The sequence below is a fragment of the Streptococcus mitis genome (assembly GCF_905187535.1).
Lineage (GTDB): Bacteria > Bacillota > Bacilli > Lactobacillales > Streptococcaceae > Streptococcus > Streptococcus mitis_BS.
In genome coordinates this window covers 19,382-43,800 of record NZ_CAJJIE010000013.1, presented here as the reverse complement: position 1 = coordinate 43,800, position 24,419 = coordinate 19,382, and the positions used below count along the sequence as shown (strand labels likewise).

Here is a 24,419-nt window from a genome sequence, read left to right as displayed (position 1 = left end):
TTAGGAAAGGCTAGTTTGACTTATATCGAAAGGAGTTTCGGCTCCTTTTTTTCTAGGAGTGAAGCATGTTAGAAAATGGCGATTTGATTTTTGTGAGAGATGAGTCAGATATGGGACAGGCCATCCAGACTTCCACAGGCAACTATAACCATGTTGCGATTTGTTTGGATGGGATGATTTACCACGCTAGTGGACAGGATGGTGTTGTCTGTCAGGAACCAGTAGACTTCTTTGAGTCCAATCACTTGTACGACCTCTATTTCTACCCAGAAATGGATATCCAGTCTGTGAAGGAAAAAGCTTGCAAACATCTAGGAACACCCTACAATGCTTCTTTCTATCCAGCTGGACCTGGTTTCTACTGTTCCCAGTACATGGCAGAAATCCTACCGATTTTTGAAACGATTCCCATGAAATTTAGAGATGGGGAGCAGGAGATTAGTGATTTTTGGAGAGAGTATTACAGAGAACTAGGTCTGCCTGTTCCTTTGAACCAGCCGGGGACCAATCCTAGTCAGTTGGCAGCATCGCCTCTGTTAGAATGTAAAGAAAGGAATCTTCATGATTCAGATTTTTAATCCATCTCGTTTGACGAGACAGCCATTTTTTAGAGAATTGATCTGCTATCTGGACCAGCATGAGGATGTTATTTTGCGAGAAATTAAGGCTCAATTTCCAGATGTTGCAGTTGATAAACTCATGGAAGAGTATATAAAGGCAGGTTTGATTCTACGAGAAAATAAGCGTTATTACCTTAATCTTCCTATGCTTGAATCACTCGATAGTCTTGAACTGGATCAAGAGATTTTTGTCAGCGAAGATAGTCCGGCCTATCAAGCCTTGTTAGAGCAGGGTTTTGAGACAGAATTGCGCAATCAAACCAATGCAGCTATTTTAGTTGAAAAGACGGACTTTGCGAGAACAAAAATGACCTTGTCTAATTATTTCTACAAGGTCAAACATCAGTATCCTTTGACAGAAAAACAGCAGGAACTTTACGACATTTTGGGAGATGTTAATCCTGAGTATGCTCTCAAATATATGACAACTTTTTTGCTAAAATTTCTCAAAAAAGACCAGCTTATGCAGAAACGCCGTGATATCTTTGTGGACAGTTTAGTTGTCCTAGGTTATATTGTTCAAAATGAAGATGGAAAGTATGAATTGGCCGTCGATTTTGATAAGGAAAGATTAACTTTCTACTTGGCCTGATTTTTTTTCTGAGCACATTGTTTGACTTTCCTTAGTATTCGGTATAAACTATATGTAACCGGTAACACATATCGGAATAAAACTAAAGGAGACAATCATATGTCACTTGAAAACAAATTGGAACAAGCAACAGGCGCTATCAAAGAAGGATTTGGTAAAGTTACTGGGGATAGCAAAACTGAAGCAGAGGGCGCTGTAGAAAAGACAGTTGCTAAGGCAAAAGAAGTAGTTGAAGATGCTAAAGGTGCTGTAGAAGGTGCCGTTGAAGGTTTGAAAAACGCTTTTAAATAAGGATAGAAAAAATCAAGGGTTTCATTTCCCTTGATTTTTTACTATCTTATAAATAATTTTCTGCGACGGTTGCATCTCCTGGATAGGTTTCTTTCTTGCCTTGCACGATTTGGTAGCAATCGGCCCCCTTACCAGCGATAATGACAGCATCTAATTCGTGATTTGTGATAGCCATAGCTGTCTTGATGGCTTCTTGGCGATCCGCAATTTTTTCAACAGGATGATTGATGTAGCTACTGATTTCATCTGCAATGGTCATTGGGTCTTCATAGTTGGGATCATCAGCAGTTAGAAAGACTTGAATCTCAGGGTGTTGATTAAGGAGGAGGCCAAAGTCCTTACGACGACTTTCTCCCTTATTTCCTGTCGAACCTAACACCAGAGCAATCTTTCCTGTTTGATGAGTCTCTACAACATTGATGAGTTTTTTGAGACTGTCACCATTGTGGGCGTAGTCGATGAAAACCTTGGCTCCGTTTTTCTGAGTGAGGACTTCCATACGACCAGGAACACGGGTTGCAGCGATTCCTTTTTTGATGTCCTCAAGACTAGCTCCGAGACGGAGGCAAGCAAGTCCAGCAGCAACGGCATTTTCTTGGTTAAAGTGGCCAATGAGTTGAATATCATAATCTCCAGCGAGTTTACCCGTAGCTGAAAAGCTAAAGGCTTTGGAATTCTCGATTTGGTTATCAGACTGGCTACCATAGAAGTCATGGTTTTGATTTTCCACTTGTTCTTTTAGTACAGAAAAGTGGTCCATGTCACTGTTAATGATGACTGCTCGGCTATTTTTCATTAAGAGACGCTTGTGGTAGAAGTAGTCTTCAAACGTCGGATGCTCAATCGGACCGATATGGTCTGGGCTGATATTGAGGAAAACTCCCACATCAAAGGTGAGACCATAGACGCGTTTGACTAGATAGGCTTGACTGGATACCTCCATGATGAGGTGGGTGCGATCATTTTGCACAGCTTGATTCATCATATCAAAGAGGTCAATGCTCTCAGGAGTTGTCAATGCTGACTTAAAGAAAGTCTTGCCATCTAGAGTTGTGTTCATGGTCGACAACATTGCAGGTCGGTGCCCTTGAGATAAGATGTTATAAGCGAAATAGGCTGCTGTTGTTTTACCTTTGGTTCCAGTGAAGGCGAGGAGTTTGAGCTTTTTCTGTGGATTGCCATAAAACTCCATAGCAATCAAACTCATAGCTTTCTTGATATCACTGACGATAATGGCAGGAATACCAACCTCATAGTCTTTTTCAGCCACATACCAACCGAGACCTTGAGAGATAGCTGAAAGCAGAAATTCCTTTTTAAAGGCAGCGCCCTTGACGAAAAAGAGGCTCTTCTCTTTGGCCTTGCGGCTGTCATAGCAGATGGTGTCAAAGACGACATCACTATAGTTGTAGTGGTAATGTCCTTGGTCTATAATCTCACGGAAGAGACCATCATTCTTTAATATATCTAATACGGTTTCAATCTTAATCATACTTTCTATTGTAAACCGAAAGTCGTAAATTTACAAGTGACAAGGAAAAGTTTATAATGGAAGATGAGGAATTTTTCCTAGTGATTAAAATAAAATGAGGAATCTATGTCTAACGAAAACAATCACCAGCAGGCCCAGATGTTACGGGGGACTGCTTGGCTAACGGCTAGTAACTTTATCAGTCGCCTGCTTGGGGCCATTTATATTATCCCCTGGTATATCTGGATGGGGTCTTATGCAGCTACGGCCAATGGTCTCTTTACCATGGGTTATAATATATATGCTTGGTTCTTGCTGATTTCAACAGCAGGGATTCCAGTTGCGGTGGCCAAGCAAGTTGCCAAGTATAATACCATGCGAGAAGAAGAGCATAGCTTTGCTCTGATTCGGAGCTTTTTAGGTTTTATGACAGGATTAGGTCTTGTTTTTGCACTAGTCTTGTATATCTTTGCTCCTTGGCTAGCAGACTTATCTGGCGTGGGCAAAGACCTGATCCCAATTATGCAGAGCTTGGCTTGGGCGGTCTTGATTTTCCCATCTATGAGTGTTATCCGAGGTTTCTTCCAAGGGATGAATAACTTGAAACCTTATGCCATGAGCCAAATCGCTGAGCAGGTCATTCGTGTTATCTGGATGCTCTTAGCTACCTTTATGATTATGAAAATGGGCTCAGGAGATTATCTAGCAGCGGTTACCCAATCCACCTTTGCTGCCTTTGTCGGCATGGTAGCTAGTTTTGCAGTTTTGATCTATTTCCTTGCCAAAGAAGGATTACTTAAAAGAGTCCTTGAAACAGGAGATAAGATAAACAGCAAGCGTCTTTTGGTCGACACCATTAAGGAAGCCATTCCTTTTATCCTGACAGGGTCTGCTATCCAGCTCTTCCAGATTTTGGACCAGATGACCTTTATCAATAGTATGAGCTGGTTTACCAACTATAGCAATGAAGACTTGGTTGTCATGTTTTCTTATTTCTCTGCCAATCCTAATAAAATCACGATGATTTTGATTTCTGTTGGGGTTTCGATTGGGAGTGTAGGCTTGCCGCTTTTGACTGAAAACTATGTCAAGGGAGATTTGAGAGCAGCTTCTCGTCTAGTTCAAGATAGCATTACCATGCTTTTCTTATTCCTGTTGCCAGCAACGGTTGGAGTGGTCATGGTAGGAGAACCTCTTTATACGGTTTTCTATGGCAAGCCAGATAATTTAGCCATGGGCTTGTTTGTCTTTGCCGTTTTGCAGTCTACCATTTTAGGTTTGTACATGGTCTTGTCTCCAATGCTTCAGGCCATGTTCCGCAACCGCAAGGCTGTTCTCTATTTTATCTATGGTTCGATTGCTAAGCTAGTCTTGCAAATTCCAACCATTGCCCTCTTCCACAGTTATGGTCCCTTGATTTCTACAACCATCGGTCTTATCATTCCTAACGTCTTGATGTATCGGGATATTTGTAAGGTAACAGGTGTCAAGCGTAAGGTGATTGTGAAGCGAACCATTTTAATCAGTTTGTTAACTATTTTCATGTATCTTGTAGTAGGAATAATGCAGTGGATTTTAGGATTTGTTTTCCAACCAAGTGGTCGTTTGTGGAGCTTCCTTTATGTAGCCCTTGTTGGTGCCATGGGAGGAGGAATTTACGGATTCTTGAGCCTTCGTACTCGCTTATTGGACAAGGTGATTGGACAAGCTCAAGCAGATCGCCTGCGAGCAAAATTAAAAATTTCTCAATAAAACTTTATAAATAAAGGGAATAATTTGAACGTTTCTATCAAGGAATGATTAAATTATTCTCTTTTTTATTATTTTGTAGAATAATTTCTATAGTTTGTAGATGGAATGATTAATTTTTTCAAAAAACCTATTGACTAAATAAAACACGAGTTGTATAATAAGACAAATATTTAAATCAGGAGGTTCTGGAGATGAAAAAGTCTAAAGCCAAGTATGCAGCACTTGCAGGTGTCGTATTAAGTGCAGGTATTTTATTAAGCGCGTGTGGAAATTCTAGCACAGGGTCAAAAACATATAATTATGTTTATTCTAGCGATCCGTCAAGTTTTAACTATCTAGCAGAAAACCGTGCGACAACTAATGATATTATCACTAATCTGGTAGATGGTCTTATGGAAAATGACCAGTATGGGAACTATATTCCATCCTTGGCAGAGGATTGGAGTGTTTCTCAAGACGGTTTGACTTATACCTATAAACTGCGTAAAGATGCTAAATGGTATACTGCAGATGGAGATGAATATGCTCCTGTAACTGCTCAAGATTTTATAACTGGTCTTAAGTATGCAGCTGATAAAAAATCAGAAGCCTTGTACCTAGTTCAAGACTCTGTTGCTGGTTTGGATGACTATATCAACGGGAAAACAACTGACTTTTCAACTGTAGGTGTTAAGGCGATTGATGACCAAACTGTTCAATATACCTTGACACGACCAGAATCTTACTGGAATTCAAAAACAACATCAACCATTCTCTTCCCTGTTAACGCTGATTTCTTGAAATCAAAAGGTGATGATTTTGGGAAGGTAGACCCATCTAGCATATTGTACAATGGACCGTTCTTGATGAAATCCTTTGTTTCAAAATCTGTTATTGAATTCAAGAAAAATCCGAACTACTGGGATGCTAAAAATGTCTTTGTAGATGATGTGAAATTGGCCTATTATGATGGTAGTGACCAAGATGCACTAGCTCGTAACTTTGTCGAGGGAGCTTATAGCTACGCTCGTCTCTATCCAAATAGTTCAAGCTTTGAAGGGATTAAAGAAAAGAATAAGGATAATATCATCTATAGCTTGCAAGATGCCACTTCTTATTTCTTAAACTTTAACCTGGATAGAAAATCTTATAAATTCACTTCTAAGACAAGTGATGCTGAAAAGAAATCGACTCAGGAAGCGGTTCTTAATAAAAACTTCCGTCAAGCCATTAACTTTGCCTATGACCGTACAGCTTACGGGGCTCAATCCCAAGGAGAGGATGGTGCAACTAAGATTTTGCGTAACCTAGTCGTTCCTCCAAACTTCGTAAGTATCAATGGCAAAGACTTTGGTGAAGTAGTAGCCTCTAAGATGGTTAATTACGGTAAGGAATGGCAAGGAATTAACTTTGCAGATGCCCAAGATCCATACTACAATCCTGACAAAGCCAAGGCTAAATTTGCTGAAGCTAAGAAAGAACTCCAAGCTAAAGGAGTTCAATTCCCTATCCACTTAGATAAAACTGTAGATTTGACCAATAAGGCAGAAATTCAAGGAATCAATTCCATGAAACAATCAATTGAATCTGTCTTGGGGGCAGATAATGTTGTGATTGATGTTCACCAACTCTCTACTGAAGACTTTGATAATACAAGCTATTTAGCTCAGACTGCAGCTCAGAAGGATTATGATCTTTACAACGGTGGCTGGAGCGCAGACTATCAAGATCCATCAAGCTACCTTGATATTTTTAATATTAATTCTGGTGGAGTGTTGCAAAATCTAGGTTTAGAACCAGGTGAAGCCAATGACAAGGCCAAGGCTGTTGGATTGGATGTCTACACTCAAATGTTGGAAGAAGCTAATAAGGAGCAAGATCCAGCTAAACGTTATGACAAATATGCGGATGCCCAAGCTTGGTTGGTGGATAGCTCTCTAGCAATTCCAAATGTTTCACTTGGTGGAACACCAACATTGAGAAAAATTGTTCCTTTCTCAACACCATATTCATTGGCTGGTAATAAAGGGGTTGAATCATATAAATACCTCAAATTACAAGATAAGACAGTTACAAAAGACGAATATGAAAAAGCCAAGGAAAAATGGTTGAAAGAAAAAGAAGAATCCAATAAAAAAGCCCAAGAAGAATTGGCAAAACATGTCAAATAAGGATTTTTCAAGAAAAACGATGGTTTCGAAGGAAACTGTCGTTTTTTTATGGACTGATATTAAATTTGTAAGAAAAAATCTAACATTTTTTTATTTGTTTATTGGAGTTATGATATAATGAATATAATAAAAGTTGTGAGAAGCTATTTTTTAAATCCTCTTCCAGTGTTAACTGAAGTATACACAAGCTAGGATGATTTTATAGGAGGGATGCCGTCTACTGTAAAAGTAAGATAAAACGCAATAATTGATAAGTTCTTCTTTAAGTGAAGAATTCTTAACTGGCTATTTAGTGATTTTTATGGAGGTATCATCATGGGCGCTATTATGGAGTTTGCAACAGAAAAACAGATTGAATCATTTCTTTCAACTTGCCACATTGAAGGGCAAAAGAATTTTCTGATGGCTTTCAAGAAAAAGACATGGCTGAAATCCTTTATTGATTTCTTCGTTATAGGAGGAAATTACTATGTTCAGTCGAGTGTGAAGCCTAAGATTCTGGCATTCACACCTAAGGGAATCTACTTGATGGATATCAGTGATATAACTGAAAATCATTCTAATCATGTTATTGAGATGCCTTGGAATCAGGTTCAAGATTTTACTTATAAGACAGTCTTGAATACAGTTAGGCTGAACTGGAACTATCAAAATGAAGCCTATATTTTTTCCGTGGATGTCGGTCAGCTTAGTCAGCGTGTGGGTCAGTATCAATTTAACAAAGATCACTATGACTATTTAGCCCAACAGGATTTCTTTCGGTCCAAGTAAACCTTAGCAATCATTTTCACAAAAGAATCTGGAATGTTTTCTGGATTCTTTTTAGCTTTACTAGCTAATACTCAATGAAAATCAAAGAGCAAACTAGGAAGCTAGCCGCAGGCTGTACTTGAGTACGGCAAGGCGACGCTGACGTGGTTTGAAGAGATTTTCGAAGAGTATAAGTGTATAGCTTGAAACTATAACTAGCTCTTGAAAAGAAGAAAATGAGTTGATGAAAATAAGTGGTACAATAGTTACTATAGATTTGGAGGTATTGTATGAGCAAGGAATTACACATTAACACAATTTTGGCCCAGGCGGGCATCAAGTCAGACGAAGCGACAGGAGCTTTGGTGACACCGCTGCATTTTTCAACGACCTATCAGCATCCTCAGTTTGGTCAGTCTACTGGATTTGACTATACTCGGACTAAAAACCCAACTCGCAGCAAGGCTGAAGAAGTCTTGGCAGCTATTGAGTCAGCAAATTATGCCCTAGCGACTAGCTCAGGGATGTCAGCTATTGTCTTGGCCTTTAGCGTTTTCCCAGTAGGAAGTAAGGTTTTGGCTGTCCGTGACCTTTACGGTGGTTCTTTCCGCTGGTTCAATCAAGTGGAGCAGGAAGGTCGTTTCCATTTTACCTATGCCAATACAGAAGAAGAGTTGATTGCCGAGTTAGACAAGGACGTGGATGTTCTCTATATTGAAACACCAACCAATCCCTTGATGTTAGAATTTGATATTGAGAAACTAGCAAAATTGGCTCATGCTAAGGGTGCCAAAGTAGTGGTGGACAATACCTTCTACAGCCCTATCTACCAACGTCCGATTGAAGATGGAGCTGATATCGTTCTCCATTCAGCGACCAAGTATCTAGCAGGCCACAATGATGTCTTGGCTGGAGTGGTTGTGACCAATAGTTTAGAACTATACGAGAAACTCTTTTACAATCTCAATACGACAGGGGCAGTCTTGTCTCCATTTGACAGTTATCAGTTGATTCGTGGTCTCAAGACCTTATCTCTTCGTATGGAGCGCTCAACAGCTAATGCTCAAGAAGTGGTTGCCTTTTTGAAGGATTCTCCAGCAGTTAAGGAAGTTCTCTACACTGGTCGTGGGGGTATGATTTCCTTTAAAGTAGCGGATGAAACACGCATTCCTCATATCTTGAATAGTCTTAAGGTCTTCTCATTTGCGGAAAGTTTAGGTGGGGTGGAAAGTCTCATTACTTATCCAACGACGCAAACTCACGCTGATATTCCAGCAGAAGTGCGCCATTCTTATGGTTTGACAGATGACCTTTTGCGTTTGTCAATTGGGATTGAGGATGCTAGAGATTTGATTGCAGATTTGCGCCAAGCCTTGGAAGGATAAGATAAAGATGGGAAAATATGATTTTACAAGCCTGCCCAATCGTTTAGGGCACCATACCTATAAATGGAAAGAGGCTGAAACGGATAGTGAAGTCCTACCAGCTTGGATAGCAGACATGGACTTTGTAGTCTTGCCTGAAATCCGCCAAGCCGTGCAGACTTACGCAGAACAACTAGTTTATGGCTATACTTATGCCAGTGAAGAGTTAATTAAGGAAGTTCAAAAGTGGGAAGCCAGCCAACACGGTTACCACTTTGACAAAGAGGCCCTTATCTTTATCGAGGGTGTAGTACCAGCTATTTCAACAGCTATTCAAGCCTTTACAAAAGAAGGCGAGGCAGTTCTGATTAACACACCAGTTTACCCACCTTTTGCTCGCAGTGTCAAGTTGAATAATCGCAGATTGATTACCAATTCTTTGGTGGAAAAGGATGGTCTGTTTGAGATTGACTTTGACAAACTTGAAAAGGATCTGGTAGAAGAGGATGTCAAGCTCTATATCCTCTGTAATCCTCACAATCCTGGTGGACGTGTGTGGGAAAAGGAAGTGTTGGAAAAGATTGGTCAACTCTGTCAAAAACATGGTGTTTTCTTGGTTTCAGATGAGATTCACCAAGATTTGGCCCTCTTTGGTCATAAGCATCATTCTTTCAATACCATCAATCCTGATTTCAAAGAATTTGCTATCGTCTTGACTAGTGCCACTAAAACCTTTAACATTGCTGGGACAAAAAATTCCTATGCAGTTATTGAAAATCCTAAGTTGAGAGCGGCTTACCAGAAACGTCAGTTGGCTAATAATCAGCATGAAATTTCAGGTTTGGGTTACTTGGCGACAGAAGCTGCCTATCGCTATGGGAAGGATTGGCTAGAGGAACTCAAGCAAGTCTTTGAAGACCACATCGATTATGTGGTGGATCTATTTGGCAAAGAGACTAAAATCAAGGTCATGAAACCGCAAGGAACTTACTTGATTTGGCTTGATTTTTCAGCTTATGACCTGACTGATGAAAAATTACAAGAGCTGTTGAGAAATGAAGCTAAGGTTATCCTCAACCGTGGTTTGGACTTTGGTGAGGAAGGAAGTCTCCATGCCCGCCTCAATGTAGCCATGCCTAAATCTCTGCTGCAAGAAGTCTGTCAGCGGATTGTGACTACTTTTGCTAAACTTTAAAAATCGCTATAAAAATCCAGCCTTCTAGGAGAAAAGTCTTCCTAGAAGGCTATTTTCATAGGCGAAAATATGGTATAATAAAAAGATAAGGTAAAGGTGAAAATATGGCTAAATTGATTCCGGGGAAGGTCCGTATCGAAGGCGTTGCCCTTTATGAAACCGGTAAGGTTGACATCATCAAGGAAAAGAACAATCGGCTCTATGCTCGCGTTGCAGAAGAAGAACTGCGCTATAGTTTAGAGGATGATTTGGTTTTTTGTGCCTGCGATTTTTTCCAAAAGAGGGGCTACTGTGTGCATTTGGCGGCGCTGGAGCATTTTTTGAAAAATGATGAGCGTGGTCAGGAAATCTTGCAGAGTCTGGAAGAAGGTCATGAAGAAAAAGAGGCCGTTGAAACCAAGGTGACCTTGGGTGGCAAGTTTTTGGATCGAATCTTGTCTCCAAAATCAGAACGAGCCTATGAATTATCGGCTGTGGGTCAGGTGGAAGCAGGAACCAATCATATCTTGTGGACGTTGAGAATCGGGCAAATCAATAGCCAAAAATACTATGTCATTCGCGATATTCCACTCTTTTTAAAAGTTGTCGAGAAGAGAAAGCCTTATATGATTGGCAAAACTTATGAGGAGTCTCTTTCTTGGGAATCCTTTGATGAGGCCAGCCAAGAACTTTTGACTTTCTTGCGGGGACTAGTGGAGGAAGGACAGGCTCCAGACCTCTTTTTCCAAAACCAAGGTCGGCACCTCTTTTTCCCTCTGACCTTTTTTGAGCAGGGTGTGAATTTATTGATGACCTTGCCACATTTTCAATTTGACCATCAAGTGGATAGCTATCAGAATCTACTTTTTCAGGATATGCATGCTGATGCCAATCTCTTTGCCTTTACAGTAACAGAATACTCGGACTATTTTGAAATGGAAATCAGTGAGAGTCCTAGGGTAAATGTCTTTTATCAGGGAGCTGTGTTGTTTCATAAAGGACAGGTTTATTTTCTAACAGACCAGCAGATACGTCTTCTCAAGGAAATCAAAGCGTTGCCTTTGGATCAGCATGGAAAGAAATACCTGCAATTTGATAGTAGTGACCGAGATAAATTGGCTTCCTGTCTAACGCTCTTTGGCCAGATGGGCATCGTTTCAGCTCCAGAACGTCTACAAATCAAAACTTTTGCACCCTCTTTTTACTTTGACAGGGAAGAGGATAATCGAATTCGTTTAGAGATTCAGTTTGATTATGGAAATAGACAGGTATCTAGCCGACAAGAGCTAGAAGAATTACCTTTTTCGAGTGATGCTGACTTAGAAGAAAGAATTTTCCAAGTCTGTTTGGTTGCAGGTTTTGAAGCAGACTTTCAATCTTGGCGTCAGGCCTTAAAAGCCGAGTCTGTCTATCATTTTTTCCATGACATCATTCCAGTCTTTGAAAAACTCGGGGATGTTGACCTATCAGACAAGTTAGAAGAGCTCTATAACCTAGCGAGCCCTCAAGTGCAGATTGCTTCCAAGGGAGGTCTCTTGGAAATCCAGTTTGATTTTCAAGATATTGCCCAAGAGGAAATTGACCAAGCCATGCAGGCCTTGGTTGACAATCAAGATTTTTATATTGATTCGTCCAACCAAGTCTACTTTTTCGATGAAGAAACCAAGAAGATTCGCCAAAATTTACAGGAACTGGGGCAGTTTGAACTAAAAGATGGCTCCTTGCAGGCTCGAAAATCTTTGGCCTACAGTTTAGCTCATCTCTTTGAAGGGCGAGATCGTGTTTCTTTTTCACAAGAATTCCAGAATTTGGCCCACGATTTGACGCATCCAGAGGACTTCCCTAGACAAGTAACTCAAGTTCAGGCTGATTTGCGAGATTATCAGGAAAAGGGAATCGGCTGGTTGCAAATGCTCCATCATTATGGTTTTGGTGGGATTCTGGCTGATGATATGGGATTGGGGAAAACCCTTCAGACCATTGCTTTTTTGACCAGTCAAGTGACAAAAGAAAGTCGAGTCTTGATTCTCGCTCCGTCAGGTTTGATTTACAATTGGGCAGATGAATTTCAGAAGTTTGCCCCACAGTTGGATGTGGCTGTTGTTCATGGTTTGAAAACGAGTCGTGAAGAGATTCTTGCTGAAAGCCATCAAATCTATGTGACGAGCTATGCTACCTTCCGTCAGGACAGTGAACTTTATCTAGGGATGGCCTTTGACTTCCTTTTCTTAGATGAGGCTCAGGTCATGAAAAATGCCCAGACCAAGATTGCCCAGACCTTGAGACAATTTGTGGTGCCGTCGGTCTTTGCCTTGTCAGGAACTCCTATTGAAAATCATTTAGGTGAGTTGTGGTCTATTTTCCAAATCGTTATGCCAGGACTTTTGCCAAGCAAGAAAGAATTTATGAAATTGCCAGCTGAGCGCGTAGCTCAGTTTATCAAGCCTTTCGTCATGCGACGCAAGAAAGAAGAAGTTCTGACGGAATTGCCAGACTTGATTGAAGTGGTTTATAAGAATGAACTGGAAGACCAGCAAAAGGCTATTTACCTAGCCCAGTTGCAACAGATGCGAGACCGCCTGGCTCAAGTGTCAGATCAGGAATTTCAGCGAAGTCGTGTGGAAATCTTATCTGGTTTGATGCGCTTGCGTCAAATCTGTGATACGCCTGCCCTCTTTATGGAGGATTATCAGGGAGCCAGTGGCAAATTGGATAGTCTACGAGACCTGCTGGTGCAGGTGGCGGACAGCGGACACCGTGTCTTGATTTTCTCGCAGTTCAAGGGAATGTTAGAGAAAATTGAGCAAGAATTGCCAGATTTGGGTTTGACATCTTTTAAAATTACAGGTTCAACCCCAGCCAAGGAAAGACAAGATATGACCAAGGCCTTTAACCAAGGGGAAAGAGATGCCTTTCTAATTTCCCTCAAGGCTGGTGGGGTCGGTCTGAACCTGATAGGTGCTGATACGGTTATCTTGGTTGACCTTTGGTGGAATCCTGCGGTTGAGGCGCAAGCCATTGGCCGTGCCCATCGGATGGGGCAGGAAGAAACGGTTGAGGTCTATCGTTTGGTGACTAAGGGAACCATTGAAGAAAAAATTCAGGAACTCCAAGAACAAAAGAAACATCTGGTGTCACAAGTATTGGATGGAACAGAGTCACGTGGCAGTCTGACCCTAGCAGAAATTCGAGAAATTTTGGGAATTTCTGAAGCCAGCACTTGAAAAATCAAGACAATACGCTATAATGAAGTGTTGAAAGGAAATAGAAAATGAGAGAAGAACGATTTCCATTAGTGTCAGATGATGAGGTCATGCTGACTGAGATGCCAGTCATGGACCTGTATGATGAATCTGACTTTATCAGTAATATCAAGGGAGAATACCGTGATAAGAATTATCTGGAGTGGGCTCCTATTACTGAAGAAAAACCAGTTAAACCGATTGAAAAACAGGTAGAGAAACCTAAAAAGGCTGGTTTAGGGGTTAAGAAAGAAGGAAAGAGCTATGCGGAGGTGGCGCGTGAAGAAGCGCGTGCAGACTTGAAAAAGAAACGCTCAGCAAGCTATCTGACCAAGGACATCCCTCCTACAAGACGCCACTCTCAGCCAAGTCCAGTTAGACAGGGCAATCAACCGACAGCGCCTTTCCAAAAGGAAAATCCTGGTGAATTTGTCAAATATAGCCAAAAATTGACCCAGTCTCATTACATCTTGGCGGAAGAAGTGAGCCACATTTCTACTCAAACAGAGAAAACAGAAACTACAGGCCCAAAGAAAAACAACTATGATTTTCTGAAGAAGAGCCAAATCTACAATAAAAAGAATCAACAAAAAGAACAAGAACGTCAGGTTGCCCAAGAGTTGAATCTGACAAGAATTACGGAATAGGGGAGAAAACATGTCAAAGACATATCATTTTATCGGAATTAAGGGATCAGGGATGAGTGCCTTGGCCTTGATGTTGTACCAAATGGGGCATAAGGTACAGGGATCAGATGTTGAAAAGTACTACTTTACTCAACGCGGTCTTGAGCAGGCAGGGATTACCATTCTTCCTTTTGATGAAAAGAATCTAGACGGAGATATGGAAATTATCGCTGGAAATGCCTTTCGTCCAGATAACAACGTCGAAATTGCTTATGCAGACCAAAATGGCATCAGCTACAAACGTTACCATGAGTTCCTAGGTAGCTTTATGCGCGATTTTGTTAGCATGGGAGTAGCAGGAGCGCATGGAAAAACTTCAACGACAGGTATGTTGTCTCACGTTTTGTCTCACATCACGGACACTAGCTTCTTGATTGGAGATGGGACAGGTCGCGGTTCAGCCAATGCCAAATATTTCGTCTTTGAATCTGACGAATATGAGCGTCACTTCATGCCTTACCACCCAGAATACTCTATCATCACCAACATTGACTTTGACCATCCAGACTATTTCACAAGTCTAGAGGATGTTTTCAATGCCTTTAACGACTATGCTAAACAAATTACTAAGGGTCTCTTTGTCTATGGTGAAGATGAAGAATTACGTAAAATTACGTCTGATGCACCAATCTACTATTATGGTTTTGAAGCTGAAGGAAATGACTTTGTAGCTAGCGACCTTCTTCGTTCAACAACGGGTTCAACCTTCACCGTTCACTTCCGTGGACAAGAGTTGGGACAATTCCACATTCCAACCTTTGGTCGTCACAATATCATGAATGCGACAGCCGTTATTGGTCTTCTTTACACAGCAGGATTTGATTTGAACTTGGTACGTGAACACTTGAAAACATTTGCCGGTGTTAAGCGTCGTTTCACTGAGAAAATTGTCAATGACACAGTTATTATCGATGACTTTGCCCACCATCCAACAGAAATCATTGCTACTTTGGATGCGGCTCGTCAAAAATACCCAAGTAAGGAAATCGTAGCAGTCTTCCAACCGCATACCTTTACTAGAACTATTGCCCTGTTGGACGAATTTGCCCACGCTTTGAACCAGGCTGATGCTGTTTATCTAGCGCAAATTTATGGATCTGCTCGTGAAGTAGACCATGGTGATGTTAAGGTAGAAGACCTAGCCAATAAAATCAATAAGAAACACCAAGTGATCACTGTTGAAAATGTTTCTCCACTCCTAGACCATGACAATGCTGTCTATGTCTTTATGGGAGCAGGAGATATCCAAACCTATGAATACTCATTTGAGCGACTCTTGTCTAACTTGACAAGCAATGTTCAATAGGATTTTCCCATGGAAATTCCAATTAAGATCATTCAGGCAAGTAAGTCTGATTTGGCTGAGATAGAGGAACTTCAGGCTTTATCTTTTCCAGTTGAAAAGCAGCAACCTTCCCATATTTTAGAAGAAAGGTATCCGTAAGTATGCGGATACCTTTCTTCTAGCTAGGGATGAAAATCAGCTTCTAGGCTATGTTCTAGGTGGTCCTCAGCCACATAATCCGCAATGTCTAGAAATGCATTCTTTAGTCATTGAGTCTGGACATCAGAGACAGGGCTTGGGCACGCTTCTTCTTGCGGCTTTGAAAGAGGTGGCGGTTGAGCTGGATTACAAAGCTATTTGTTTGAAGAGTCCTGATGAGTTGCTTTCCTATTTTGAAATGAACGGTTTTATTGATGAAGAAACTTCGCTTTATGCAACTAGCCAGGGTTTTAGTATGATTTGGTTTAATCCCTTTTATCTGGAGGCACAATGAAAATCAGACAAGCAAGATTAGAAGATTTGGATCGTATCGTTGAGATTGAACTAGAAAATTTCTCGGTTGAAGAAGCCATTCCTCACTCTGTTTTTGAGGCGCATTTGCGAGAAATTCAGACCTCTTTTCTGGTTGCAGAAAAAGAGGGTAAGATTATTGGGTATATAGAAGGGCCAGTTGGACCATACCGTCATCTGCAAGATCAGTCTTTTACAGAAGAGATAGAAGATTATAGTCATGAACCTGGTGGTTATATCTCTGTGACCTGTCTTTCTATTGCCGAGGAGGCACAGGGCCTTGGACTTGGTCAGAAATTACTAACAGCCTTGAAAGAACTGGCTCTTGAACATGAAAGAGAAGGTATTAACCTCACATGTCATGACTATCTCATCACCTACTACGAAAAACATGGATTTGTCAATGAAGGCCAGTCTCAGTCAACCTTTGCAGGGGAAACTTGGTATGATATGGTCTGGGAAGCTAAAAAATAAGCTAGAAAAGCATGCTAGGTTGCTTTTCTTTCGTTTTTAAGATATAATATTATGGATTGTCAACGAGGAGGATAAACTTTTGAGTGAAAAGCCAAGAGAAGACGAAAAATTAAGCTTTAAAGAGCAGATTTTACGTGATTTAGAAAAAGTAAAAAGTTATGAAGGGATTCGTCAAGAGGCCGCTGAGCTTGATGAAAAAAAATCAGCTTTGTCTGTCCCTGACACAAAAATCGCTGATGAAGAAGTGATGAATGCATCCCTATCAGCTGTTGAAAAAATTATGGAGAATGCACCACGTGTTCCACAGCATCCTAGTGAAGATGTGCCTGCATCACCGGCGGAGGAACTAAGAGAGGAAGCTCCAATCGTTCCTAGTCACCCTAGTCAAGATGTTCCAGCTTCACCAGCTGAAGCAAGTCCATCAAGACCGGTTCCAGGACCAGATGTCAATCGTCCACAAAAGGCCGAAAGAGATTTGAACACAACTCCAACAAGAGTAGCTGTTTCTTATAGAACCGAAGAACAAAAAGAGACACAAGCAGAAGCGCCAAGACCTGAACCGGTCGTCGAAGCGGAAGCTGTTGACGTGATTTCTGAAACTCCACGTCGTAGTCGTCGTGAGACTGTTAAACCTGTTAAGAAGAAAAAATCACATTTGAAAGCTTTCTTCATTTCTCTATTGATTTTCCTTGCCTTGATTTCAGCAGGTGGTTACTTCGGTTACCAGTATGTTCAATCATCTTTATTACCAGTTGATGCAAATTCTAAGGAATATGTAACGGTTCAAATCCCAGAAGGATCCAATGTCCAAGAGATTGGATCAGCACTTGAACATTCTGGTGTGATTAAACACGGAGTGATTTTTGCTTTTTATGCTAAATATAAGAATTATTCAGATCTGAAGGCTGGATATTACAATTTGCAAAAGAGCATGAGTACAGAGGATATCATCAAGGAACTTCAAAAAGGTGGTACTCCTGAACCTCAAGAACCTTCACTTGCAGATTTGACTATTCCAGAGGGCTATACAATTGAGCAAATTGCCCAAGCTGTAGGCCAATTACAAGGTGAATTTAAAGAGCCTTTGACTGCGGATGCTTTCTTGGCTAAGGTTCAAGATGATAACTTTATCAGTCAAGAAGCTGCTAAATATCCAAACCTACTCGAAAGCTTGCCGACAAAAGAAAGTGGAGCTCGTTACCGTTTGGAAGGTTATCTTTTCCCAGCAACCTACTCTATCAAGGAAAGCACAACTATTGAAAGCTTGATTGATGAGATGTTGGCTGCTATGGATAAGACTTTGACTCCGCACTATAGTGCAATTAAGTCTAAAAACTTGACAGTCAATGAATTGCTAACCATTGCTTCTCTTGTTGAAAAAGAGGGTGCTAAGACTGAAGATCGTAAGTTGATTGCAGGTGTTTTCTACAATCGCTTGAACCTTGGTATGCCACTTCAAAGCAATATTGCAATCTTGTATGCCCAAGGTAAACTCGGTCAAAATATTAGCCTAGCAGATGATGCTGGAATTGATACATCAATTAATTCACCATACAATGTTTATACAAAACCTGGTTTGATGCCTGGTCCAGTGGATAGTCCAAGTCAGGACGCGATTGAGGCAAGTATCAACCAAACGAAGAGTGAGAACCTCTACTTTGTAGCCAATGTTACAGATGGTAAAGTCTATTACGCGGTTACTCAGGAAGAACATGATCGTAATGTAGCTGAGCACGTTAATAGTAAACTTACTCAAAATAGTAGTTCAAACTAAGACTACAAACATGAGAATCTCAGATAGAGATTCAACACTACCGAAAGAAAGTTGAGAAAAATGGCAGAAAAAACATATCCTATGACCCTTGAGGAAAAGGAAAAACTTGAAAAAGAATTAGAAGAATTGAAATTGGTCCGCCGACCAGAAGTGGTAGAACGCATTAAGATTGCCCGTTCATACGGTGACCTTTCTGAAAACAGTGAATACGAAGCAGCTAAGGATGAACAGGCCTTTGTCGAAGGACAAATTTCTAGCTTGGAAACAAAAATCCGTTATGCTGAAATCGTCAATAGCGACTCAGTTGCCCAAGACGAAGTAGCGATTGGTAAAACAGTCACTATCCAAGAAATTGGTGAGGACGAAGAAGAAGTTTATATTATCGTAGGTTCAGCCGGTGCGGATGCCTTTGCAGGTAAAGTCTCAAATGAAAGCCCAATTGGACAAGCCTTGATTGGTAAGAAAACAGGTGACACAGCAACCATTGAAACACCTGTTGGTAGCTACGATGTAAAAATCTTGAAGGTTGAAAAAACAGCCTAAAAACAGAAAAGGAGTGGGGAGGCTGTGCGCTTCACTCACTCCTTTTTCCATTTTAAATTGAATTGGAGACGATATGAGTTCAAAGAAGAAAAAAAATAAGATGGAGCGTGGTCTGACCAATCGTCACGTGCAGGTTATGGCCATTGCAGGAACAATCGGAACAGGACTCTTTTTGGGAGCAGGTCGCTCTATTAGCCTAACAGGTCCTTCCATTGTTCTGATTTATATGATTACTGGGGCTTTCATGTTCCTCATGATGCGTGCGGTTGGGGAAATGCTCTATCAGGATCCTGAGCAACATACCTTTATCAACTTTATCACACGCCATTTGGGCAAGGGCTGGGGTTATTTCTCAGTTTGGTCTTACTGGCTATCCGTTGTCTTTATCGGTATGGCGGAAATCACAGCCATCTCTCACTATGTTCAGTTCTGGTTCCCTAGCTGGCCAAGTTGGATGATTGAGATTGGATTTTTGACCATTTTAGCCTTGGTCAATCTGATTGCGGTTAAGCTCTTTGGAGAAGTTGAGTTTTGGTTTGCGATGGTCAAGATTGTGGCTATTTTAGCCATGATTGCCACAGGAGTCTTTATGGTCTTGACAGGCTTTAAGACACCTCATGGTGTAGCAAGTTTGGCTAATATTGCGGACAATTTCTCCCTCTTCCCAAATGGTGGAGTCAACTTTGTCATGGCCTTCCAGATGGTGTTCTTTGCCTATCTCATGATTGAGTTTATCGGGGTCACAACTTCTGAAACCAAAAATCCACGTCAGGTCTTGCCAAAAGCCGTTAAGGAAATTCCTTTGCGTATCGCCTTTTTCTACGGTGGTGCCCTCTTAGCCATCATGGCTATCATTCCTTGGCGTGAGCTTGCTTCTGCTGATTCACCTTTTGTTACTGTATTTGAATTAGCTGGTATCAAGTGGGCGGCAGCCTTGATTAACTTTGTCGTTTTGACATCAGCAGCATCTGCTCTTAACTCGACCCTTTATTCAACAGGTCGTCATTTGTACCAGATTGCCCATGATTCGCCAAATCCATTCTTAAAAGCGATCAAGGCAGATACTCTTTCTCGACACAATGTGCCACAAAATGCCATCATCGCTTCAGCAATCTTGATTGCCCTAGCAGCATTTATCAACGTCTTGCCAGGTGTTTCGGATGCCTTTGCCTTGATTACGGCATCATCATCAGGTGTCTATATCGCCATTTATATCTTGATTATGGTGGCTCACCTTAAATACCGCAAGTCACCAGACTTTATGGCAGATGGCTACCTCATGCCTCATTATCGTTTCCTAAATCCCTTAACCATGCTCTTCTTTGTCTTTGTCTTTGTAACCCTCTTTTTACAAGAGTCTACATTTGTCGGAGCAATCGGATCAGCTATCTGGATTATCGGTTTCGGGATTTATAGCCAGTGGAAATTTAGAAAATAAATCATGAACTCATCAGCTTAGGTTGGTGAGTTTTTCTTTGAGATCAAGCCAAAAAAGCACCAAGGTCTAAAGTGACTTTGGTGCTTTAATACTCTTCGAAAATCTCTTCAAACTACGTCAGCGTCGCCTTTCCGTATATATGTGTTACTGACTTCGTCAGTTCTATCTACAACCTCAAAACAGTGTTTTGAGCAACCTGCGGCTAGCTTCCTAGTTTGCTCTTTGATTTTCATTGAGTATAAAGTTATAAACATTTTGTTGCTTATTACTGTTAATAGTTATTCCTCATCTTCTGTAGAAAATGGAATACCAGTTTTATTTAATCGTTGAACTTCTTTGACGAAAGTGTTCTTTTTGTCAAACATACTTGCTAGTGGGAAGAGGTTGTTTTGGGCATCAATGTAGTGAAGAACATTATTAGCTAGTTCAATACCTTTAGGGTTATTTTGTCGAAGTAGATTGTAAACTTCATACATGTTTAAATGAAATAGATTGAGTAATAATACTGAAGAAAAAGGTACCCCTTGGGTCAGGAATAATTTTAACTTATAGATGAGTATTTCTGCTTTATCGTAGTAGCCATAGCGAGAGTATGTTCGAACCAAAAGTATAGCCGTTTGAGAATGAGTGTGTGTAAAATCTATTGGTTTATTTTTGGAATCTTCCAATGCTTTAACGATAGTTTTTTCGACGTGTTCAAGGAATCCTATCTCAAACAATTCAATTTTGAAACTAAGTAAAGTAGTAATAATAGTCAAATCATAAGCGTAGAGAGTATCTAAACTTATGATATACTCTTTCAGGTAGTTAATAGCTTCTAACTCGTCAGCTGTAATATTGTCTAATGTTTTTACCTGATCAATAGTAGCTAATTTTACTAAGTAATAGTTTAAAATATTATTCCAATCACTCTTTTTTCCGAGTATTTGTTTTGCTTTTGTTAAATCATTGTTATTGAGCGCAAAAACAACTGCTTTTATTTTTTGGTGATCTGCTTGGTGAATTAATAATATATTTGAAAGGTCTTCCAAATCAAAGTTAAGGTTAGCTAGTAATTCAAAAAAAGTATCAACTTTAACGGTAGCCAAACCTTTTTCAAAACGACTGAGGTTGTTGGGAGTAATGGCATCTCCAGCAGCCTCTTTAAGGCTCATATTGCGATCTTGACGGATTTTATAAACGATTTCTCCATAGTGATTTGATTCCATAATGTTCTCCTTGAGCTTTATTGGTTTTATTATAACTTAAATTTTTCTATTTTTGAAAAAAACTACTGTTTTTAGTAGAATTTTTTGAAAAATCCTGGGTGAGGGATAAAATTCTACTGTTTTCAGTAGAAATATCCAAAAAGGGGATTATTTACTGTATAATCAAGTCAATCAAAAATAAAGGAGATAAGGATGAAAAAGTCCCTGCTTATAACAACTGCTACAGTGGCTGGTTTGGGAGTCGTTACCACAACTCAAACAGTCTTTGCCACAGAAGCCTCGACTGAAAGCATAGTTAAGGCTACTGTCAATGATAAGGTCACAGACAAAGACCTATCTGACGCTGAAAAACGTGCTGTAGATACCGCTAAAGATGCTGACCAAAAAGCAAAAGATGCCAGTCAAGCCAAAGACGAGCTTGACAAGGCGCAAAAAAACAAAGACGCTAAGAAAGCTGAAAAAGAAGCCATTGAAAAAGACCTTGAAAAGGCAAAAAGCGCTACACCTGAGAAAATCCAAAAGGAAACAGAAGATGTAGACGCTAAAGAAAAGGCTAAAGCCGACAAAGAAGCCGAAGCCAAAGATAAGGCAGACCAAGTGACTAAAAAGTCTGATGAAGCCAAACTCGCTAAAGAAGAACTTGATAAGGCCCGTACAGGTGTCGAAAAGGCTGACAAAGAGTTGAAAGACGCGACAGATGACTATGACCCAGCAGCGAAAGACAAGGCTCAAAAAGAAAAAGATGACGCGGATAAAGATGTTCTTGTAAAAGATAAAGCTAAACGTGATGCGGAAACAGAGCTTGAAAAAGCAAAAGAAGACGACAAAACGCGTGAAGCTAAGAAAGTTCAAGAACGCCAAAACAAAGCAGACAAAGAAGCGGATAAAACGGCAAAAGAAGGCGCAGTCAAAGACGCGGAAAAAGCCGTAAAAGATGCTGAAGAAAAACTAAAAACAGCACAATATCCGACAGATGTAACCGCAACTCCAGAATGGCTTGCTAAAGCCAAAGAGCTTATCAAACGTCGTATGGATAAATACCCAGAACCATATCCAAATATGGACGGTATGGATGCAGACCAAATCGACAAAGCGGATGAAGAATGGAACGCTCGCTATAACGTTTGGTTGGAACAATATCGTAAAGATATTCGCCGACTAGAAGAAGAGTTGACTGAACTAGACCGTGAAACAAATGAAAAATGGATGGAAAAAATCGGTAGCATTAGTGAAAATGGAATCAAAGACGGAGAAAATGATGTCAAATATGACCCAAATAACCTTCCTCAAGATATCGTTAATGACTTAAACAACCATTTTGTTACTCTTTTAAACAACCTTCGTAAACAATTAGACTTACCAGAAGCAAAACTCAACACAAATAATAAAGAGTTTGCCAAAGAAGTCGCTAAAGTCTATAAAGACAATGACTACCAAGACCTTAGCCATTTTGGACGTGGGATTAATGACGTTGCACGAAAACGAGGCTTGATTGCATCTGATAATCCAGGTGTTGATACTCATAGTCAATATTATGAAGACCTCATGAATATTCCAATGGGTTCAGATAAAATGACTAGACAAGAACTCATTGCTCGTATGACAGAAACATTCTTATCATTCTTTGCAGAAGGATACTTGACTGGTGGATATGGTCACTTCTATAGTCTTCTACAAGCCGATACTTTAGGCTTGAACACATCAATCATCAAAGGTGGACAGCTTTTAACTGACCTTGGTGACCCTGATTTCACACATGTATTCCGTATTCATGTTTTAAAAGTGAAAGGTGAAAAATACATCGATAACGATGATACCGATATCCAAAAATCTAAATACGACGAACTCTACGGACCAAACTCTAAAGCCAACCTTCCAACCCCAACTCTCCAAAGCAAACAAGAAGTAGAAGCGGAATTGGAAAAATCTAAAGCTGATAAGAAGACGGCTGAAGATAACTTGGAACAAGTGAAAACAGAGCTTCAAGAAATTGAGAAACGCATTGCCGAACTTGAAAAAGAAGTATCTGAAACACCAGCTAAAGAATCAAAACGCGCAGAAGCGGTTAAAGAGCTTGAAAAAGCCAAAGAAAAAGCAGAAGACGCTCAACGTAAGCTAGAACGTGCGACACTGGACGATAATGCCAAATCATTGCGTCTGGAAAAAGCTCGCAAGGCAAAAGACGAAGCGGACAAAGAATTGGCTAAGAAATTAGCAGAAAGTCAGCAAAAAGACAAAGACTTGGAAAATGCTAAGATTGACCGTTTGAAAGCAGACAAAGAGTTGAAAGACGCGGAAGACGCACTTCAAAAAGCAAAAGACAAGTTGGCAGAAACCCTTCGTTTGAGCCAAGAAAAAGGCAAACTAGAAGCAGAATTGAAAGCCAAGTCAAAAGAGTTGGATGAACTCTGCAAACACGTAGACGACTTGAAACGTGACGTGAAGCAAAAAGAAGACGAAGCCGAAAAAGCTCGTAAAGTCAAAGACGAAGCAGAACGTGAGTATCAAAAATTGCTCCTTCGTAAGACAATCGACGACGCTATCATTCCAGAGAAACCAGAATTTAAAGGTGGCGTAAACGGTCCAGGTGCTATTCAGCCAGAACTACCAGAATTTCCACTTGATCAATTACCTAAGGATGAGCCGAAAGTAGACGAACCAAAAGTTGAGCGACCAAAAGTAGAACAGCCTAAGACAGAAGAACCTAAGGTAGACCAACCTAAAGCTGAAGAACCCAAAGCTGAAGAACCCAAAGCTGAAGAACCAAAGGCTGAACAACCGAAAGGCGAAGAACCCAAAGGCGAGCGACCAAAAGTAGAACAACCAAAAGGTGAAGAACCAAATCAAGAGCCTAAAGGTGACAGACCGAGTGACCAACCGAATGCCGACAAACCAGATCAAGATGGTGACCAGAACGTGAAACCTGTTGGGCCTGCACCAAGCTACCAAGCGCCTGCAGTTCTATCTCCAGCCCAAGAAGAAGCTGGACAAAAATCATTGCCAAATACTGGCAGTCAAGTCAGTCTACTAGCTTTATTAGGATATGGCTTCTTGGTAGGATTAGGAATTATTTTAAAGAAAAAAGAGGGATAAAA

At 40.6% G+C, this 24,419-nt stretch carries 18 protein-coding genes and 1 pseudogene; 17 read left to right on the top strand and 2 right to left on the bottom strand.

Going from position 1 to position 24,419, the window contains the following annotated elements:
- The first annotated feature begins 65 nt into the window (after nucleotides 1-65).
- The 3 genes from JQ841_RS02830 (at nucleotide 66) to JQ841_RS02820 (ending at nucleotide 1,503) form a co-directional block, all read left to right on the top strand.
- Nucleotides 66-578, top strand: coding sequence for a YiiX/YebB-like N1pC/P60 family cysteine hydrolase (locus JQ841_RS02830; RefSeq protein WP_203180069.1), 513 nt, complete (start codon nucleotides 66-68; stop codon nucleotides 576-578).
- On the top strand, nucleotides 562-1,212 hold the full coding sequence (locus tag JQ841_RS02825; protein WP_203180068.1) for a DUF1803 domain-containing protein: 651 nt from the start codon (nucleotides 562-564) through the stop codon (nucleotides 1,210-1,212). The genes JQ841_RS02830 and JQ841_RS02825 overlap by 17 nt, the downstream gene beginning before the upstream one ends.
- A gap of 99 nt (nucleotides 1,213-1,311) precedes the next feature.
- Nucleotides 1,312-1,503, top strand: coding sequence for a CsbD family protein (locus tag JQ841_RS02820; protein ID WP_000051184.1), 192 nt, complete (start codon nucleotides 1,312-1,314; stop codon nucleotides 1,501-1,503).
- Nucleotides 1,504-1,549: 46 nt separating this feature from the next.
- On the opposite strand, the gene JQ841_RS02815 is transcribed toward JQ841_RS02820, so the two are convergent.
- On the bottom strand, nucleotides 1,550-2,995 hold the full coding sequence (locus JQ841_RS02815) for a UDP-N-acetylmuramoyl-L-alanyl-D-glutamate--L-lysine ligase (RefSeq protein ID WP_203180067.1): 1,446 nt from the start codon (nucleotides 2,993-2,995) through the stop codon (nucleotides 1,550-1,552).
- A gap of 105 nt (nucleotides 2,996-3,100) precedes the next feature.
- On the opposite strand from JQ841_RS02815, the gene JQ841_RS02810 reads away from it, so the two are divergent.
- The 13 genes and pseudogenes from JQ841_RS02810 to JQ841_RS02750 all read left to right on the top strand — a co-directional run bounded on the left by JQ841_RS02810 (nucleotide 3,101) and on the right by JQ841_RS02750 (nucleotide 20,116).
- Nucleotides 3,101-4,726: a putative polysaccharide biosynthesis protein gene (locus JQ841_RS02810; protein WP_203180066.1), complete on the top strand. Its 1,626-nt coding sequence runs from the start codon at nucleotides 3,101-3,103 to the stop codon at nucleotides 4,724-4,726.
- 191 nt (nucleotides 4,727-4,917) lie between these two features.
- The gene (locus tag JQ841_RS02805) at nucleotides 4,918-6,876 is read left to right on the top strand and encodes a peptide ABC transporter substrate-binding protein (protein ID WP_203180065.1); all 1,959 of its coding nucleotides are present in this window, start codon (nucleotides 4,918-4,920) and stop codon (nucleotides 6,874-6,876) included.
- 315 nt (nucleotides 6,877-7,191) lie between these two features.
- Complete coding sequence (locus tag JQ841_RS02800; protein WP_203180064.1) at nucleotides 7,192-7,647, top strand: hypothetical protein; 456 nt, start codon at nucleotides 7,192-7,194, stop codon at nucleotides 7,645-7,647.
- Nucleotides 7,648-7,916: 269 nt separating this feature from the next.
- The gene (locus tag JQ841_RS02795; protein ID WP_203180063.1) at nucleotides 7,917-9,011 is read left to right on the top strand and encodes a cystathionine gamma-synthase; all 1,095 of its coding nucleotides are present in this window, start codon (nucleotides 7,917-7,919) and stop codon (nucleotides 9,009-9,011) included.
- 7 nt (nucleotides 9,012-9,018) lie between these two features.
- Complete coding sequence (locus JQ841_RS02790) at nucleotides 9,019-10,185, top strand: MalY/PatB family protein (protein ID WP_203180062.1); 1,167 nt, start codon at nucleotides 9,019-9,021, stop codon at nucleotides 10,183-10,185.
- A gap of 104 nt (nucleotides 10,186-10,289) precedes the next feature.
- Nucleotides 10,290-13,388 carry a pilus expression-regulating Snf2 family helicase gene (locus JQ841_RS02785; RefSeq protein WP_203180061.1) on the top strand — a complete coding sequence of 1,033 codons (3,099 nt, stop codon included), beginning with the start codon at nucleotides 10,290-10,292 and terminating at the stop codon, nucleotides 13,386-13,388.
- Between the two features lie 47 nt (nucleotides 13,389-13,435).
- Nucleotides 13,436-14,053, top strand: a complete 618-nt coding sequence (locus JQ841_RS02780; RefSeq protein ID WP_203180060.1) for a divisome accessory protein ZapJ — start codon at nucleotides 13,436-13,438, stop codon at nucleotides 14,051-14,053.
- 10 nt (nucleotides 14,054-14,063) lie between these two features.
- A complete protein-coding gene (murC, locus tag JQ841_RS02775) occupies nucleotides 14,064-15,398 on the top strand; it encodes a UDP-N-acetylmuramate--L-alanine ligase (RefSeq protein WP_203180059.1) in 1,335 nt (444 codons plus the stop codon).
- A gap of 9 nt (nucleotides 15,399-15,407) precedes the next feature.
- Nucleotides 15,408-15,870 (top strand): annotated as a pseudogene (locus JQ841_RS02770) (GNAT family N-acetyltransferase).
- A complete protein-coding gene (locus JQ841_RS02765) occupies nucleotides 15,867-16,361 on the top strand; it encodes a GNAT family N-acetyltransferase (protein ID WP_203180058.1) in 495 nt (164 codons plus the stop codon). Before JQ841_RS02770 ends, JQ841_RS02765 begins: the two are co-directional and overlap by 4 nt.
- A 79-nt stretch (nucleotides 16,362-16,440) precedes the next feature.
- Nucleotides 16,441-18,135, top strand: a complete 1,695-nt coding sequence (mltG, locus tag JQ841_RS02760) for an endolytic transglycosylase MltG (protein WP_203180057.1) — start codon at nucleotides 16,441-16,443, stop codon at nucleotides 18,133-18,135.
- 60 nt (nucleotides 18,136-18,195) lie between these two features.
- Nucleotides 18,196-18,678, top strand: coding sequence for a transcription elongation factor GreA (greA, locus tag JQ841_RS02755; RefSeq protein WP_000818768.1), 483 nt, complete (start codon nucleotides 18,196-18,198; stop codon nucleotides 18,676-18,678).
- Between the two features lie 73 nt (nucleotides 18,679-18,751).
- On the top strand, nucleotides 18,752-20,116 hold the full coding sequence (locus JQ841_RS02750) for an amino acid permease (RefSeq protein ID WP_061424117.1): 1,365 nt from the start codon (nucleotides 18,752-18,754) through the stop codon (nucleotides 20,114-20,116).
- Between the two features lie 278 nt (nucleotides 20,117-20,394).
- Here the strand turns inward: JQ841_RS02750 and JQ841_RS02745 are convergent, their stop codons facing one another.
- A complete protein-coding gene (locus JQ841_RS02745; RefSeq protein WP_203180056.1) occupies nucleotides 20,395-21,324 on the bottom strand; it encodes a helix-turn-helix domain-containing protein in 930 nt (309 codons plus the stop codon).
- 192 nt (nucleotides 21,325-21,516) lie between these two features.
- Here JQ841_RS02745 and JQ841_RS02740 point away from each other — a divergent pair, with 192 nt between their 5' ends.
- Nucleotides 21,517-24,417 (top strand): SEC10/PgrA surface exclusion domain-containing protein, encoded by a 2,901-nt coding sequence (locus JQ841_RS02740; RefSeq protein ID WP_203180055.1) that lies wholly within the window; start codon nucleotides 21,517-21,519, stop codon nucleotides 24,415-24,417.
- The last annotated feature ends 2 nt before the right edge of the window (nucleotides 24,418-24,419 follow it).